General features: G+C 71.7%; 13 protein-coding genes and 1 pseudogene. 5 read left to right on the top strand and 9 right to left on the bottom strand.

All coding sequences use genetic code 11. From position 1 onward, the window contains the following. Positions 1–119: 119 nt before the first annotated feature. Positions 120–1,145, top strand: coding sequence for a LacI family DNA-binding transcriptional regulator (locus tag HQM25_RS02645; protein WP_172988834.1), 1,026 nt, complete (start codon positions 120–122; stop codon positions 1,143–1,145). A 90-nt stretch (positions 1,146–1,235) separates the two neighbouring features. Here the strand turns inward: HQM25_RS02645 and HQM25_RS02640 are convergent, their stop codons facing one another. Genes HQM25_RS02640 through HQM25_RS02625 form a run of 4 tightly spaced genes read right to left on the bottom strand, consistent with a single transcriptional unit; the run spans position 1,236 to position 6,826 of the window. Continuing rightward, on the bottom strand, positions 1,236–3,629 hold the full coding sequence (locus tag HQM25_RS02640; protein WP_254359739.1) for a glycoside hydrolase family 3 N-terminal domain-containing protein: 2,394 nt from the start codon (positions 3,627–3,629) through the stop codon (positions 1,236–1,238). A gap of 2 nt (positions 3,630–3,631) precedes the next feature. After that, complete coding sequence (locus HQM25_RS02635; protein ID WP_172988832.1) at positions 3,632–4,525, bottom strand: carbohydrate ABC transporter permease; 894 nt, start codon at positions 4,523–4,525, stop codon at positions 3,632–3,634. Beyond that, complete coding sequence (locus HQM25_RS02630; RefSeq protein ID WP_172988831.1) at positions 4,522–5,517, bottom strand: carbohydrate ABC transporter permease; 996 nt, start codon at positions 5,515–5,517, stop codon at positions 4,522–4,524. Before HQM25_RS02630 ends, HQM25_RS02635 begins: the two co-directional genes overlap by 4 nt. Positions 5,518–5,527: 10 nt before the next feature. Next, on the bottom strand, positions 5,528–6,826 hold the full coding sequence (locus HQM25_RS02625) for an ABC transporter substrate-binding protein (protein WP_172988829.1): 1,299 nt from the start codon (positions 6,824–6,826) through the stop codon (positions 5,528–5,530). Between the two features lie 125 nt (positions 6,827–6,951). On the opposite strand from HQM25_RS02625, the gene HQM25_RS02620 reads away from it, so the two are divergent. Both HQM25_RS02620 and HQM25_RS02615 read left to right on the top strand, forming a co-directional pair. Next, positions 6,952–8,124 (top strand): ROK family transcriptional regulator, encoded by a 1,173-nt coding sequence (locus tag HQM25_RS02620; RefSeq protein ID WP_438803616.1) that lies wholly within the window; start codon positions 6,952–6,954, stop codon positions 8,122–8,124. Between the two features lie 105 nt (positions 8,125–8,229). Then, positions 8,230–9,633, top strand: coding sequence for an aspartate aminotransferase family protein (locus HQM25_RS02615; RefSeq protein ID WP_172988828.1), 1,404 nt, complete (start codon positions 8,230–8,232; stop codon positions 9,631–9,633). A gap of 153 nt (positions 9,634–9,786) precedes the next feature. Here HQM25_RS02615 and HQM25_RS02610 read toward each other — a convergent pair whose 3' ends face one another. Next, positions 9,787–10,878 carry an FUSC family protein gene (locus HQM25_RS02610; RefSeq protein WP_254359516.1) on the bottom strand — a complete coding sequence of 364 codons (1,092 nt, stop codon included), beginning with the start codon at positions 10,876–10,878 and terminating at the stop codon, positions 9,787–9,789. Positions 10,879–11,161: 283 nt separating this feature from the next. Between HQM25_RS02610 and HQM25_RS02605 the strand changes: the two genes are divergently transcribed. Continuing rightward, positions 11,162–11,527, top strand: coding sequence for a DUF7882 family protein (locus HQM25_RS02605; RefSeq protein ID WP_172988827.1), 366 nt, complete (start codon positions 11,162–11,164; stop codon positions 11,525–11,527). Here HQM25_RS02605 and HQM25_RS02600 read toward each other — a convergent pair. Then, positions 11,524–11,871 (bottom strand): DUF7882 family protein, encoded by a 348-nt coding sequence (locus tag HQM25_RS02600; protein WP_172988825.1) that lies wholly within the window; start codon positions 11,869–11,871, stop codon positions 11,524–11,526. The two genes, HQM25_RS02605 and HQM25_RS02600, sit on opposite strands and share 4 nt — an antisense overlap. Before the next feature lie 31 nt (positions 11,872–11,902). Continuing rightward, a complete protein-coding gene (locus HQM25_RS02595; protein ID WP_172988823.1) occupies positions 11,903–12,475 on the bottom strand; it encodes a TetR/AcrR family transcriptional regulator in 573 nt (190 codons plus the stop codon). Positions 12,476–12,525: 50 nt separating this feature from the next. Between HQM25_RS02595 and HQM25_RS02590 the strand changes: the two are divergent. Then, positions 12,526–13,586, top strand: a pseudogene (locus HQM25_RS02590) (SDR family NAD(P)-dependent oxidoreductase). 351 nt (positions 13,587–13,937) lie between these two features. Here HQM25_RS02590 and HQM25_RS02585 read toward each other — a convergent pair. Then, the gene (locus tag HQM25_RS02585; protein ID WP_172988822.1) at positions 13,938–14,309 is read right to left on the bottom strand and encodes a UBP-type zinc finger domain-containing protein; all 372 of its coding nucleotides are present in this window, start codon (positions 14,307–14,309) and stop codon (positions 13,938–13,940) included. A 1-nt stretch (position 14,310) separates the two neighbouring features. After that, the gene (locus tag HQM25_RS02580) at positions 14,311–15,873 is read right to left on the bottom strand and encodes an SLC13 family permease (RefSeq protein ID WP_172988820.1); all 1,563 of its coding nucleotides are present in this window, start codon (positions 15,871–15,873) and stop codon (positions 14,311–14,313) included. Positions 15,874–15,900 lie beyond the last annotated feature (27 nt).

Raw genomic sequence — 15,900 nt, 5'->3', positions numbered from 1 at the left:
GTGCTCCTTCAGCTCCGTCGCGGGTAATTGTTGCTGAAGACAACGTATAGCAGATCGGATGCCGCGTCCAGCGCGGGGCGTCCGAAACCGCTCCGATAGTTTCGGACTACGATCGGCACATGTCCGATGCGCGCCCCGCCGACCGCGTCACCCTCGCCGCGATCGCGGCCGAGGCCGGCGTCTCGCTGGCGACCGTGTCGAAGGTGCTCAACGGGCGCACCGATGTCGCCCCCGCCACGCGCTCGCGACTGGAGGAGCATCTGGCCCAGCACGGCTACACCCGCCGCGCCGCGAAGCAGCGCAGCGAGTTCGTCGAGCTGGTGTTCCACGAGCTCGAGCCCAGCTGGTCGATGGAGGTCATCGAGGGCGTCGAGGACGTCGCCCACGCCGCCGGGCTCTCCGTGGTGCTGACCGTCAGCGGCGACCGCCACCAGCCCGGGCCCGAGTGGATCGACGGCGTGCTGCGCCGGCGCCCGGTCGGCGTCGTCCTGGTGTTCTCCGACATCTCGGTGCGCTACCGCGACAAGCTGCGCGCGAGCGGCATCCCGTTCGTCGTCGTCGACCCCGCGGGCGACCCGTCGCCCGACGTGCCGTCGGTGGGGTCGGCCAACTGGTCGGGCGGCCTCATGGCCACCCGGCACCTCATCGAGCTGGGGCACCGTCGCATCGCCGCCATCACGGGCCCGGAGGACATGATGTGCTCGCTCGCCCGCGTCGACGGCTACCGCTCGGCGATGAACGCCGCCGGCCTCCCGATCGATCCGGCTCTCATCCGCTACGGCGACTTCCACCCGAGCGGCGGCGAGGCGCGCGCGCGAGAGCTGCTCGCCCTCGACGATCCGCCCACGGCGATCTTCGCCGGCAGCGACCTGCAGGCGCTCGGAGCGATCGCGGCGGGGGCGGCGGCGGGGCTGAGCGTGCCGGAGGACCTGTCGGTGGTCGGCTACGACGACATCGCCCTCGCCCGGTGGATGAGCCCGCAGCTGACCACCGTGCACCAGCCGCTGCGGCGCATGGGCGAGGAGGCTACGCGCCTGGCTCTGCGCCTGGCCGACGGCGGCACCGCCGACACCCTGCGCATGGACCTCGCCACGCACCTCGTGGTGCGCGGTTCCACGGCGCCGCTCGCGGCATCCCCCGTCTGACCGGCGCCGCGCGCGGCATCCCGCGCCCTGCCGGTGCGGCGGAGCCGGCCCGGCCGGCGCTCTCGGGTGAGCGCCGCCCGGGCCAGGGTCTCAGCGCTCCACCGTCACCGTCGCGTGCCGGGCGCGGTGCGATCCCACCGGGCGCGGCGCGTCCCCGGTGAGACGCACGCCGCAGGTGGCGACGATGTCGGCGCTGGAGCGCCCGAAGCCGAGCACGATCTCCCCCGGCTCGACGATGCGCCGACCGTCCACGCCGGTGAACGCCGCCAGATCGGCCGGGACGGCGAACGACACGCGCACGCGTGCTCCCGCCGCGACATCGACGCGAGCGTAGGCGATGAGCCGCTGCACCGGCTGCACGACCGAGGCCACCGGATCGTGCAGGTACAGCTGCACGACCTCGGCGCCGTCGCGCGCGCCCGCGTTGCCCACCGTCAGCGACACGGTCACCGTTCCATCGGTCGCGATGGCGGTCGCCGACGCCTGGACGTCCGACCACACGAACGGGCTGTAGCCCAGACCGTGGCCGAAGGCGTAGGCGGGCGTGGGGTCGATGTTCGAGACCTCGTTGTGGCGACCGAGGCGGGCGGCGAGGTAGGTCGAGGGCTGCGCACCCGGGTCGGCCGGCACGCTGACCGGAAGTCGCCCGGACGGGTTCACGCGTCCGCTGATCACGCCCGCGATCGCGCCCGTCCCCTCCTCTCCGGCGAAGAAGGACTGCACGATGGCGGCGGCGCGCTGCGGAGCCGCCCCCAGCGCGTAGGGCCGGCCGGCGAGCAGGGTCACGACCGTCGGCGCTCCCGCCGCGAGCACCGCGTCGAGCAGCGCCTGCTGGGCGCCCGGCAGCGACAGGTCGCCGGCGTCGCAGCCCTCGCCCGAGGTGCCGCGGCCGAACAGGCCGGCGCGGTCGCCGAGGGCGAGCACGACGACGTCGGCACGGGATGCCGCGGCGACCGCCTCGGCGAAGCCCGCCGTCTCCCCGCCATCGATCGAGGTGCCCGCGGCGTACTCGAACCGCGCCCCCGGGAACTCGGCGGCGAGGGACTCGCGCAGCGTGGGCAGGGCGATGCCGAGGGGCACCTCGGGATGCCGCACCCCCACGTGGGCGGGGAACGAATAGCAGCCGAGCACCGCGTACGGGTCGTCGGCGGTCGGACCGATGACCGCGATCCGCGGCGCACCGCCCGCGGACAGCGGGAGCACCCCGTCGTTTCGCAGGAGCACCACGGCCTGCTCGGCAGCGCGGCGCGCGAGCGCGCGGTTGGCGGGCGGATCGAGGTCGACGGTGCCGCGCACGGCCCCGGCATCGACCGGCGCCCCCGCCAGTGCGGGCGGGACCGGCGACCAGTCCGGGTCGAGCAGTCCGAGGGCGGCCTTCTGCGCGAGGACGCGTCGCAGGGCGCGGTCGATGAGCGCCTCGTCGACGTCGCCGCGTTCGACGGCCGCGACGAGGTCGGCGCCGAAGGTCTTCACCGTGGGCAGCTCGACGTCGACGCCCGCGCGCAGGGCGTCGCGCGCGGCATCCGTCCACGTCTCGCTCGTGCCGTGCAGCTCCTTCAGGAACGCGATCGAGAAGTAGTCGGCAACGACCGTTCCCGTGAACCCCCACTCGTCGCGCAGGATCCCGGTGAGAAGGCGCGCGTCCGCGGCGGTGGGGATGCCGTCGAGATCGGTGTACGAGTTCATGACCGACCGCACCCCGCTCTCGCGGATCGCCATCTCGAACGGGGGAAGCAGCACGTCGGCGAGCTCGCGCGGCCCGACCGAGACCGGGGCGAGGTTGCGGCCGCCGCGCGAGGCGGAGTAGCCCACGAAGTGCTTGAGGGTCGCGACGATCCCGGCGGACTCGACGCCCTGGATGTAGGCGGTGGCCACGGTGCCGACGAGGTAGGGGTCCTCGCCGATCGTCTCCTCGACGCGGCCCCAGCGGGCATCGCGCACGACGTCGAGCACCGGGGCGAGGCCCTGATGCACGCCGACGGCGCGCATGTCGGAGCCGATGCGCGCGCCGATCTCGCGAACCAGGTCGGGGTCGAACGTGGCGCCCCAGCTCAGCGGCACCGGGTAGGCCGTGGCCCCCCACGTCGCGAAGCCCGCCAGGCACTCCTCGTGCGCGAGCGCCGGGATGCCGAACCTGTTCGCCGCCGCGATGCGCTGCTGCGCGCGCTGCAGCGACAGGGCGCCGACGGCCGGATCGACGGGCGCCGTCCCGAACGGGCGGGTGAGCTGCCCGAGTCCGGCGGGAAGGATCGCGTCGAGATCGAGCTCCTCGCTCATGTCGTGCTGGTGCGGGGCGACGTCGTCGCCGTCGTCGGAGGCGCCGACCCACACGCCGTAGAGCTGCGCGACCTTCTCAGCGATTGTCATCTGGCGCAGGAGCGCGTCGGCGCGCTCGTCGGGCGTGCGAGCCGGGTCGCGCCACACAGGGGCTTCCGTGGATGCCGCGGCTCGGGGCGCGGCATCCATCATCGTCTCGGGTTCCATCGTCATCCCTTCACCGCCCCGGTGAGGCCGCCCACGATGCGCTTTTCGGCGAGGAGGAAGAAGACGAGGGCGGGGATCATCGCGAGCGAGGTGTACGCCAGCACGGCGCCGGTGTCCTGCGAGTACTGCGAGGAGAACTGGGTGACCCCCAGCGGCAGGGGCCACAGCTCCTGCGGGAGGGTGCCGGTGCTGATCACGAGCAGGGGCAGGAGGTAGCCGTTCCAGCTGGCGACGAAGGCGAGGATGCCGACGGTGATGAGCCCCGGCTTGGCCAGGGGCAGGAGGATCCGCCAGAAGAAACCGATGCGGGAGGCGCCGTCGATCATGGCGGCCTCTTCGAGCTCGTCGGGGATCGCCTTGAGGAAGGGCACCAGGATGATGATCGTCGTGGGCAGCGCGAACGCGATGCCGGGGATGATCACTCCGAGGTAGGTGCCGTGCAGGCCCAGCGTGCGCAGCAGCAGGGTCAGCGGCAGCGCCGCCACGGTGAGCGGGAACATGAGGCCCGCGGCGAAGAGCGTGTACAGGCCCTGGCGCCCTCGGAAGTCGTAGCGGGCGAGCACGAACGCCGCCATGATGCCGGCGATCACCACCCCCGCGGTGGTCGCGACGGCGAGGATCGTGGAGGCCAGCACATTGCCCCAGAAGCGCGGCGCGGTGAGCACCGTGATCCAGTTGTCGAGCATCCAGGGGTCGGGCCATCCCGCGGGGTTGGCGTTGAGGTCCGCGGTGGAGCGGAACCCGCCGATGAAGACGTAGAGCACGGGGCCGACGGCGATCGCGGCGACCACGAAGGCGACGAGGTAGACGAACGGCTGCCCCCAGTCGAAGCGGCGGCCGGCCGGCTCGGCCGGCCGCGGATCGGCCGAACCGGTGACGATGGCGGTGGTGGTCATCGGCGGGCTCCCGAGGTGACGGCGCCCGCGAGATCGCGGCGCAGGGCGAAGCGCTGATAGGTCAGCGCGATGACGAGGGAGATCACGAAGAGGATCACGGCGATGGCGCTGCCGTAGCCGGGCTGCCCGGCGAACTGGCCCTGCTGCACCATGTAGGTCGCCATCGTCTCGGTGGCGATGCGGCGGACGGCGGGGGCGACGGTCACCCACACCATGTCGAACACCTGCAGCGAGCCGATGATCGACAGGAACGCCCAGATGCGGATCGTGGGGCCCAGCAGCGGCAGCGTGATGTGGCGCTGGATCTGCCACCAGCTCGCGCCGTCGATCTGCGCGGCCTCGGCGAGCTCGTCGGGAATCCCCTGGAGGCCGGCGAGGAACAGGAGGATGGCGAAGCCGATGTACTTCCAGGTGAGGATGACGAAGATCGTCCACAGGGCGATCGACGGGTCGGCGAGCCAGTTCTGGGCGAACGCGCCCAGGCCGAGCGACTCGAGCGTGGCGTTGACCGCGCCGGCGGGCTGGAGGATGAGCTTCCAGGAGAGACCGGCGATCACCTCGGCAAGCACGTAGGGGACGAAGATGAGGAGCCGCAGGGGGCCGCGGCCGCGCAGCGGCCGGTTCAGCAGCAGCGCGACGCCGATGGCGAGGGGACCCTGCACGAGCAGCGACATCACGAGGATGAAGAACGTGTTGGCGATCGCCTTCTGGAACTCGGGCGTGGTGAGGGCGCGCACGTAGTTGTCGAACCCGACGAAGCGCTCGGGCTCGGCCAGGTCGCTCCACTGGAACGCGGCGGGGAGGTTGTAGAAGCTGTACACCGCGGCCAGCGCCACCGGCACGATGACGAAGCCGAGGAAGAGGATCAGGGCGGGCGAGACGAACAGCGCGATCTCGAGGCGCTTACGCCGCGCACCACGCCGCGAGCGGCGTTCGGGGGCAGGGCCCGGGCCCGCGTCGACCGCGGGCCCGGGGGTGGTGAGAGTGGTCATGCCGGGGTGCTCAGAGGGTCGCTGCCGCGTCCTGCATCCGCTGCACGATCTCCTCCGGCGTGCCGGTGCCGGCGAAGAGGTTGACGATGCCCTCGTTCATGGCGTTGCCGACCGTGGTGCCGAAGGCGGTGTCGAGCCAGAGCTGGACGAAGGATGCCTCGGCGAGGCCCTCCGCGACCATCTTGAGGTTCGGGTCCTCGAGCGAGTCCTGCGCGGCCGGAACGGTGGGGATGCCTGAGCCGCTGGCGGCGAATCGCTTCTGCACGTCCTCGCTCATGATGAAGGCGAGCAGGTCGGCGCACTCCGGCGGGGCGTCCGACGAGCAGCCGAAGCCGTCGCCGCCGCCGAGGGCGGCGGTCGGGTCGCCGGCGGCGCCGTCGATGCCCGGCATCGGGAACCAGCCGAGGAACGCGGGGACCTCCTGGTCGGGGGTGAGGCCGCCGATCACGCCGGCGTTCCAGTGGCCCATGAGCTCCATCGAGGCCTGTCCGTTGGCGAGGAGGCCCGCCGAGCTGCCCGCGCCCTGCTGGGCGGGCGTGCCGAGGAAGCCGTCCTGGAAGGGCTCGATGCCGAGGAAGTCCTGCAGCTGCTCGCCGGCTTCGACCCAGCAGTCGTCGCTGAAGTCGAACTCCGTCTCGGCGGCGGCGAGGGTCTCGGGCGAGCAGGACTTCAGCGCGAACTGGTACCACCAGTGGGCAGCCGGCCAGCCGTCGCCGGCGCCGACCGCGATCGGGGCGACGCCGCTCTCCCTGAGCGCGCCGACCGCATCGACGAGGTCGTCGAAGGTCTCGGGCGTGTCGATGCCGGCGGCCTCGAACTCCTCGGTGTTGTACCAGACGCCCTCGATGCCGAAGGTGAAGGGGACACCGTAGGTGGCGCCGTCGACCTGCCACGGGTTGACGGTCGCGCCGACGCTGGACACCGTGTCGGGGATGACGTCGTCGAGCGCCATGAGGTAGCCGTTGGCAACCTGGTCGCGCAGCTCGCCGCCCGGCCAGACCTGGAAGAGGTCCGGCGGGTCACCGGCGGCCAGCGCGTTCGGGATGAGGGTGCGCTGGAGCTCTTCGTTCTGGTAGCCGGTCTGCTCGACGGTGACGCCGGGATTGGCCTCCTCGAACTCGGCCGCCACCTCCTCCCACACCGCGGGAAGGGGGCCGGAGGTCGCGTTGTGCCACCACGTGAGGGTGACGTCGCCACCTTCGCTGTCGGCGGAGTCGGAGCCGCCCGCCGAGCAGCCGGCGAGCGTCGCGATCGCGATGCCCGCGGCGGCAGCGCCGGCGGCGAGCCGGACTGAGCTGCGTGTGTTCATCTTCGAACCTTTCGAAAGTTTCGACTGCTGCGTCGAAAGTGATGTGGACGGGTTCAGCGTACGGCTCCCGGCATTTGCGGTCAAGAGCAACAAATATCCGCGGCGAGAGTCCGCTCCCCCGTACAGTGGTGTGCGTGAGCGATCCGATCTCCGCCGCAGAAGGTGTGCGCCAGCGCAACCTCGCGCGCGTGCTGCGGATCGTGCATCTGGAGGGCCCCCTGTCGCGCGCCGCCCTCACCGAGGCGACGGGCCTGAACCGCTCGACGATCGCGGACCTCGTCACCGAACTCGCCCTGCAGGGCCTCGTCGAAGAGCGGGCGCCCGATCCGTCGCGGCGCGTCGGTCGACCCTCTCCGCAGGTCGCCGTCGACCCGCGCGTGATCGCGATCGCGGTGAACCCCGAGGTCGACGCGCTCACCGTGGCCGCCGTCGGCCTCGACCGCGGCATCCGTCTGCGCGAGCGGATCGAGCATCACCACCTGCCGAGCCCCGAGGACACCGCGCGGGAGGTCGCCGATGTCATCGGGCGCTGGCAGGCGGGAGATCTCGCCGACGCGCACATCGTCGCGATCGGCGTGGCCGTGCCGGGGCTGGTGCGCACTTCCGACGGCCTCGTGCGCAACGCCCCGCATCTGCTCTGGACCGACGCCCCCCTGCGCGACCTCATCGCACAGGCGACCGGGGTCTCTACCGTGGTGGGCAACGACGCGAGCTGGGGCGCCGTGGCCGAGCACCTCTACGGCGCCGGTCGCGGCATCGACGACATGGTCTACCTCAACGGCGGCGCGAGCGGCATCGGCGGCGGCGTGATCGTGCACGGGATGCCGGTGGGCGGCGCCGGCGGCTACGCCGGCGAGTTCGGCCAGAATCGCCCGGGCATCCCCACCGCCACCGATCGGCGCGCCGGAGACGGCGTGCTCGAAGACGAGGTGAGTCGCGCTCGACTCCTCGCCGTCGCCCACCTCGCCTCCGGCGACGAGCCCGCCCTCGCCGCCGCGCTGGCCGCGGCCCCTGGCCCCGACGCCGCCGCCGAGATCGACCGTCAGCGGCGCATCCTCTCCACCGCTCTCGCGAATGCCGTCAACGTCCTCAACCCTTCGGTCGTCGTGCTCGGCGGCTTCCTCGCGACGCTCGCCGAACACGACCTGCCCGGACTCGCCGATCTCGTCGGCGCGCAGGCCATGCCGGCGAACATGGAGGATCTCGATCTCCGGGTGGCGTCGCTGGCCGAGGATCGGCTGCTGATCGGCGCGGCCGAGGCCGCCTTCGCCGACCTCCTGCGCGACCCCACGGCCTAGCGATCCGGACGGTTCGCCGCGTCGGCGCCGGGAACCGGACGATCCGCCTCGTGGTCGCTCCACCGCCGCCCCGGTATCGTCGTGAGCACGCCAGAGGAGGCTCGCATGTCCATGACGACCGACCGCCACACCCGCACCGAGGCGGAGCTCCAGCAGATGGCCAAGGACCATCTGTGGATGCACTTCGCCCGCCAGTCGGTGATGACCGAGGGCCCGGGAGTGCCCATCATCGTCAAGGGCGAGGGGCACCACATCTGGGACTCGCAGGGCAGGAAGTACATCGACGGGCTCGCGGGGCTGTTCGTCGTCGCCGCCGGTCATGGGCGTCGGCGTCTCGCGGAGGCGGCGGCCAAGCAGGCGGAGGAGCTCGCGTTCTTCCCGATCTGGTCGTATGCGCACCCCGCGGCCATCGAGCTGGCCGATCGCATCGCCGACTACGCGCCGGGCGACCTCAACAAGGTGTTCTTCTCCACGGGCGGCGGCGAGGCCGTCGAGACCGCCTTCAAGCTGGCGAAGTACTACTGGAAGCTGCAGGGCAAGCCCACCAAGCACAAGGTGATCTCCCGCTCGGTGGCCTACCACGGCACCCCGCAGGGCGCGCTGGCGATCACCGGGATCCCGGCCATGAAGGCCATGTTCGAGCCGCTGACCCCCGGCGGGTTCCGCGTGCCGAACACGAACTTCTACCGCGCGGCCGACATGGGCGCCCCGGCCGACGACCTCGAGGCCTTCGGCGTCTGGGCGGCCGATCGCATCGAGGAGATGATCCAGTTCGAGGGTCCGGACACGGTCGCGGCCGTCTTCCTCGAGCCCGTGCAGAACTCGGGTGGATGCTTCCCCCCGCCGCCCGGATACTTCCAGCGCGTGCGCCAGATCTGCGACAAGTACGACGTGCTGCTGGTCTCCGACGAGGTCATCTGCGCCTTCGGCCGGGTCGGGCACATGTTCGCGTGCGACGCCTACGGGTATCAGCCCGACATGATCACGTTCGCCAAGGCCGTCACCAGTGGCTACTCGCCCCTGGGCGGCACCGTCGTCAGCGACCGCATCTACGAGCCGTTCGCACACGGCGACACGGCGTTCTACCACGGCTACACCTTCGGCGGACATCCGGTGTCGGCGGCCGTCGCACTGGAGAACCTCGACATCTTCGAGGAGGAGGGTCTGCCCGAGCGGGTGCGCGAGAATTCGCCGATCTTCCGCAAGACGCTCGAGAAGCTCACGGACCTGCCGATCGTGGGCGACGTGCGCGGCGACGGCTACTTCTTCGGGATCGAGCTGGTCAAGGACAAGGCCACCAAGGAGACGTTCGACGACGAGGAGTCGGAGCGGCTGCTGCGCGGGTTCCTCTCCAAGGCGCTGTTCGACGCCGGCCTGTACTGCCGCGCCGACGATCGCGGCGACCCCGTGATCCAGCTCGCGCCGCCGCTGACGATCGGCCCGAGCGAGTTCGACGAGATCGAGCAGATTCTGCGGAGCGTGCTCAGCGAGGCCTGGACCCGACTCTGACCGGACAGCACCGGCAGATCCGGCGGAGCGTGCTCGGTGAGGCCTGGACCCGACTCTGACCGGACAGCACCGGCAGATCCAGCGGAGCGTGCTCAGCGAGACCTGGACCCGACTCTGACCGGACAGCCCGTCTGACCGGGTTTCACCGACAGGTCACCCGGGCGAAGTTCGTCGCGCGTCGCGGAGGCTGAGCACGAGCGTCGCGATGATGCCCAGTGCCGCGCCGACGAGCGTGTCGACGATGCGCTCCGCCGCGATGACCCCGGATCCGATCTCGCCGGTGGCGGCTCCCGTGAGCAGCAGCACCATCGGCGTGATGAAGGTGAGAGCGAGCGCGTAGTGGCGCACGATCAGCAGCTCCACGAGGAACTGCAGCGTGCCCAGGAGCCCGGCCAGCGCGAGGCCCGCCCACGGCACCAGGGCGAGCACGAAGTAGAGGCCGGCGCCGGCGAGTGTTCCGACGGTGCGGTGCAGCCCGCGGCTGACGGCGACGCGGCGCTCGATGGCGATGCCGGCGACCGCGATGCCCGATCCGACGATCCAGTACGCCCGGTCGGGGTCCACGGCGATGCCGACGAGGGCACCGACGATGCCGACCACGGCCGCTCGTCCGATCATCGTCCGCGTTCCGGCATCCCATTCGGGCTTCGGGAGCAGGACGCGCAGCGGTCGAGCCGGTTCCCGTCGCACGCGCCTGCGCAGAAGCGGCGTGAGGGCGAGGAGGTAGGAGAACACGCAGCCGCCCGCCAGCGCCAGCAGGAAGCGGGGTGCGGAGAATTCCGGCGCGACGGCGGCGACGTGTGCGGCCACCCCGAACACGAGGACGAAGAACAGCGGGCCCGGGGGTCCCAGCCGCAGTCCGTAGACGAGCACGCTGGCGAGCACCGTGATCAGCGCCAGGCCGATGAGCGTCCAGGGAACGGAGGGTCCCACGAGCACGCCGAAGGCACCCGCGGCGATGAGGGCCAGCGCGACCAGCGGGAGAGCCTTGGCACGTTCGCGGGGTCGCAGGTGCGAGAGGTGGAGGGCCGTGAAGGCGCCGGTGGCCGCCTGGTAGCCGATCTCGGGCCGGCCGAGTGCCGACATGACGGCGATCGGCGCGGCGATCGACAGGGCGGCCTGGATCGCGACCGGCCAGCGCGGGGCGGGCGCGGGACGGAAATGGTAGAAGCTGCGCACCGTCGCGATCGTGGCCGTGTGCCACGGCAGCCGCCCGGGGGTCGGCTGCGGATCGTCGTGGTTCACTCTGCGATTCTCACAGAGGCTGGAACCTTCCGCCTGCGCCGCCGCGGGGAATGTACTCGCCGTCCACCAGATCGAACTCGGGATGCTGCGGGGCGGGAGCGAGTCTTCCTGCGGCCGGGCTCTGGGCGGCGACGGGGTCGGGGCCCGTTTCGGGTCGATCGGTCCGGGGTTCCATCGCGCGCTCCCTTCGTGCGTGGTCTGTTCCGGCTGCCATCCGTCTCCTCCACTCTGCCCTGAACGCGCGGTGGGCGACATCCCCCTTGACAACGCCTAGGGTGTTCGCGTGGGCACCATCTACTACGGCGGGTCGGCGACCCCGATCCACATCGAGGATCGGGCGCTGGCGCATCTGAAGGTCGTCATCTCGACCAAGCTCCGGCGCAATGAGAGCTTCACCGTGTCGTGGCAGCACCCCGACGATCAGCCGCGCGGGCGCAGCACGCTGTGGCTCCACCCCTCGATCCCCCTGCGGTTCGTGTTCGACGAGCCGGAGCCGACCGTGCTCAGCCGGGAGTGGATCGAGGAGCTCGCCAACTCGGCGAACTCCTCGGGCGGCATCATGCTCATCGCCGAGCACTTCGACACCGATCCGGTGCCCACGGTCGACGAGGACAGCGCCGACAGCGTCGACGTGGAGCACGCGCCCTAGCGGGCGGCGGGGCCGGCGGGCGGCGAGACCGCGCCCGCGGCGGGCTGGTCCTCGTCGGGCTCGGGAATGATCGAGAGGCCGTTGGGTCCGCTCGCGACGAGCATGAGCTCCTCGATCCACGCGCGATTGATGCGCGGCGGGCGGCTCCCGTAGAAGTGGAACTGCAGCGGGACCGAGGGGTTGATCCAGAAGCTGCGCCGTCCGCTGCCGTCGCCCATCTCGACGTCGAACATGAACGACTCGGCGCGCCGCAGCTTGTTCATCACGACGATTCGCAGATGCGCGAGCGTGCGGTCTTCGATGTCGACGGAGTTCCCGGCTGCGTCGTAGATGAATCGGCCCATATGCGTCTCCTAGGTCACCTGAGAGGAGAGCCTAGTCCCGCGGCGCGAAGGCGGCGGTGAACAGGCGGCGCGCCCGCGCGGCGGCCTGTTCGCGCAGCGGGATCGGGGTGCGCGAGAGCTCGAGGGCGAGCATCCCGGCGGCCATTCCGACGTCGGCGACCTCGACGTGCTCGGCCACGCGTCCGCTCGCCTGGTCCCGTGTCAGCAGGGCCGCCACGACGCCGCGGAACCGTTCGCCCAGCACCTCGACCCGGGGGTCGCCCAGGTGCCCGGTGACGAGTTCGAGAAGTGCGCCCGACGCCATCGCCTGCCCGGCGACCTGCGCCAGCAGGTCGTCGACGCCGCCCTCGGCTCCGGCGGCGTGCGCCTCGAGTTCGGCGATGTTGTCCTCGAACACCGCAACGGCGAGGGCGATGCGATCCGGGAAGTGCCGGTACAGGCTGCCCTGGCCCACGCCTGCGCGGCGGGCGACCGCGCTGAAGGGTGCGCCGAGACCGTCCTCGGCGTAGACCTCTCGCGCAGCGGCGATGAGCGCGCGACGGTTCTCGGGCCCGGCGGCGGGTCCGCGGTTCACCTTCGACGAGGCTCCTTCAGCGTTCGGCACGGGTGTAGCCTATTACCGGACATGGATGTCCGGTAGAAAGGATCTCTCCCATGAGCACCATCACCCTCACCGCCGACTCGTCGATCGGCACCTGGGCCGCCGACCCGACCGGGCGCGCCCTCCTCACCGAGATGCTGGCTCCCGCCGGGCAGGCGGTCGACACCCTCGCCCCCGTCTTCGGTCTCCCCCTGAACAAGCTCATCGAGCTCAGTCGCGGCGCGTTCACGCAGGATGCGCTCGACGGGCTCGTCCGTCGTGCCGAGGCCGGCGACGTCTCGGCCGAAGCCGTCGAAGCCGCCGCCGCCGAGGCGCCCGCGGAGGCGCCGTCCGCCCCCGCCGTGCCGCTGCGTCAGTGGAGCGAGCGGATCGACGGCGGCCGCTTCACCGGCCAGACGATCATCGTCACCGGCGCGGGCTCGGGCATCGGCCGCGCCACCGCGTCGCGGATCGCCCGCGAGGGCGGTCGCGTCGTGGCCGTGGATGTCAGCCAGGAGCGTCTCGACGCCTTCGTCGCCGAGCACCCCGACGCCGACGTCGTCGCGCTCACCGCCGACATCACCGATGACGCGGGTGTGGCCCGCATCGTCCAGGCCGCCGGCGACACCATCGACGGCCTCGCGAACATCGCCGGGATCATGGACGACATGACCCCGTCGGCGAGGTCAGCGACGCCGTGTGGAACCGCGTGTTCGCGGTGAACGTGACCGGCACGATGAAGCTCATGCGCGCCGTCGTGCCCGCGATGATGGCCCAGGGCGGCGGCTCGATCGTCAACACCGCCTCCGAGGCCGCTCTGCGCGGCTCGGCCGCCGGTGCCGCGTACACGGCGTCGAAGCACGCGGTGGCGGGTCTGACCAAGTCGAGCGCGTTCATGTACGGCCCGAGCGGCATCCGCGTGAACGCCGTGGCCCCCGGCCCCACGATCACCAACATCGAGGCGACGTTCGCCTCGGAGCTCGGCGCGCAGCGCGTGCGCACCGGCATGGCGGTGATGCCGACGCCGGCGAGCGCCGACGCCCTCGCGGCATCCATCACCTTCCTGCTCAGCAACGACGGCGTGAACGTCAACGGCGTGATCCTCGCCAGCGACGGCGGCTGGTCCGCGGCCTGACGCCCCAGGTGAACGTCAACGGCGTGATCCTCGCCAGCGACGGCGGCTGGTCCGCGGCCTGACGCCCCAGGTGAACGTCAACGGCGTGATCCTCGCCAGCGACGGCGGCTGGTCCGCGGCCTGACGCCCCAGGTGAACGTCAACGGCGTGATCCTCGCCAGCGACGGCGGCTGGTCCGCGGCCTGACGCCCCAGGTGAACGTCAACGGCGTGATCCTCGCCAGCGACGGCGGCTGGTCCGCGGCCTGACGCCCCAGGTGAACGTCAACGGCGTGATCCTCGCCAGCGACGGCGGCTGGTCCGCGGCCTGACGCCGCGCGCGAGTCGACAGCGTGATCCGCTGACCCACGCGTCAGCGGCCCGCCTCGGCCTCCCGCCGGCGACGGAGCAGCTCGCGCCAGTCCGCCGGCACCCGGCCGGCCGGTCCCGGAGACGGTTGATCGGCCGGCCGGTTCTGCGGGGGCGCCAACTCCGGCCCGTCGACGGCCGTCGAGGCAGCGTAGTCCCAGAACCAGTCCTCGCCGGGCTCGAAGCTGCGGATCACGGAGTGCCCGGTCTCGCGCCAGTGCGCCGTCGCGTGGCGCATCGGCGAGTCGTCGCAGCACCCGACGTGCCCGCACGCCGCGCACCGGCGCAGGTGGATCCACCATCCGTCGCGCGCGTCGCATTCCACGCATCCCGCTCCCGAGGGCGGCACGGTCGGGTCGATCGCGGGCGACGACATGTCAGAACGGCCAGATCAGCGGCACGTACAGCACCGCCATGACGATGAAGAACAGCGTGAGCGGGGTGCCGAGCTTCCAGTAGTCGCCGAACTTGTAGCCGCCCGGCTCCATGACCATGAGGTTCGCGGGCGTCGCGATCGGCGTGAGGAACGCCGCGGCGCCGGCGACGGTGAGCGCCATCATGAACGGCAGGATCGACACGCCCATCGTCGCGGCGACGGAGATGGCGATCGGGGCGACGATCAGCACCGTCGCCGTGTTGCTGATGAGCTGGCTCAGCACGACCGTGATCACCACGAGCACGAGCAGCGCGAGGTGCGGGCTCGCCCCGCCGAGCAGGTCGAGGAGCCAGCCGGCGACGAGGTCGGCCGTGCCGGTCTCGATGAACGCGGTCGACAGCGGCATCATGCCCGCGATCAGCACGATCGTGGTCCATGAGATCGAGCGGTACGCCTGCGGCGGGCTGATGGTGCGGGTGACCACGAGTGCGCCGGCGGCGAGGAGCGCCGCGACCGCGGGCGGCACGAGGCCCGTCGCCAGCAGCACCACCATGGCCGCCAGCACGACGAGCGTGCGCTTGGCTCCGCGTCCGAGCGGGATCGAGCGGCGCAGCTGCTCAGGGGCGTCGACGACCATGACCCCCGGTTCGTGGGAGTGCCGGGCCAGGTCGTCCCACGCACCCTGCAGCAGGAGGATGTCCCCCACCTGCGTCTCGATGTCCTGGCTCTTCAGGAGCGTGTCGCCGCGCTTGACCGCCAGCACCACGAGATCCCCGGCGGGGGTCTTCATGCCGGGCGTGACACGCTCGCCGATGAGGGGCGAGCGGGGGCCGACGACCACTTCGGTCACGCCGCTGGAGGGGCCGAGGATGACGCCCGTCTCGAGCGAGAGGGCGTAGTTGCTGCGGAGCATCCGGGCGTGGTTGACGAGGTCCATCGGCATGATGGCGCCCACGCGCTCGGGGAGCAGCCGTCGCGCGAACAGCACGAGCAGGAGCACGGTGCCGATGACGAGCGGGATGCCCACCGCCGCGAACTCGAAGAAGCTGAACTCCCGTCCGCCGGCGTCGGCGGCGAACTGCGACACGATGATGTTCACCGGCGTGCCTGTCAGCAGCAGCATCGACCCGGCGGAGGCGGCGAAGGCCAGCGGCATGAGCAGCTGCGACGACGCGATGCCCGCGCGCGCGGCGACCACGACGACCAGCGGCAGGAGGGCGGCGGTGGCCCCGTTGATGCTGATGATCGCTGAGACGAGCGCGACCAGCACGCCGATGACCACGATCAGCACGGTGGGGTTGGTGCCCGCGCGCCCGATGACCTTCTGCCCCGCCCACGCGGTGACGCCGGTCGCATCGAGCGACTCGCTCACGACGAACAGCCCCGCGATGAACAGGACCGTCGGGTTGCCGAATCCCGCGAGGGATTCCTCGAGCGTGAGCACTCCCGTGAAGTACAGCGCGAGGGACACCCCGATCGCGACGACGCCCAGCGAGATGCGGTTGCTGACGAACGCGATGATCGCCAGCACCAGAATCGACAGAGTGGCGACGATCGGGTCCACGGGTTCACTGTAGCGAGAGCGCGTTGC

The sequence above is a fragment of the Microbacterium hominis genome, from assembly GCF_013282805.1.
Classification (GTDB): Bacteria; Actinomycetota; Actinomycetes; order Actinomycetales; family Microbacteriaceae; genus Microbacterium; species Microbacterium hominis_B.
Note: the sequence above shows the minus strand (reverse complement) of the source record. Positions and strands in the feature narration are given on the sequence as shown.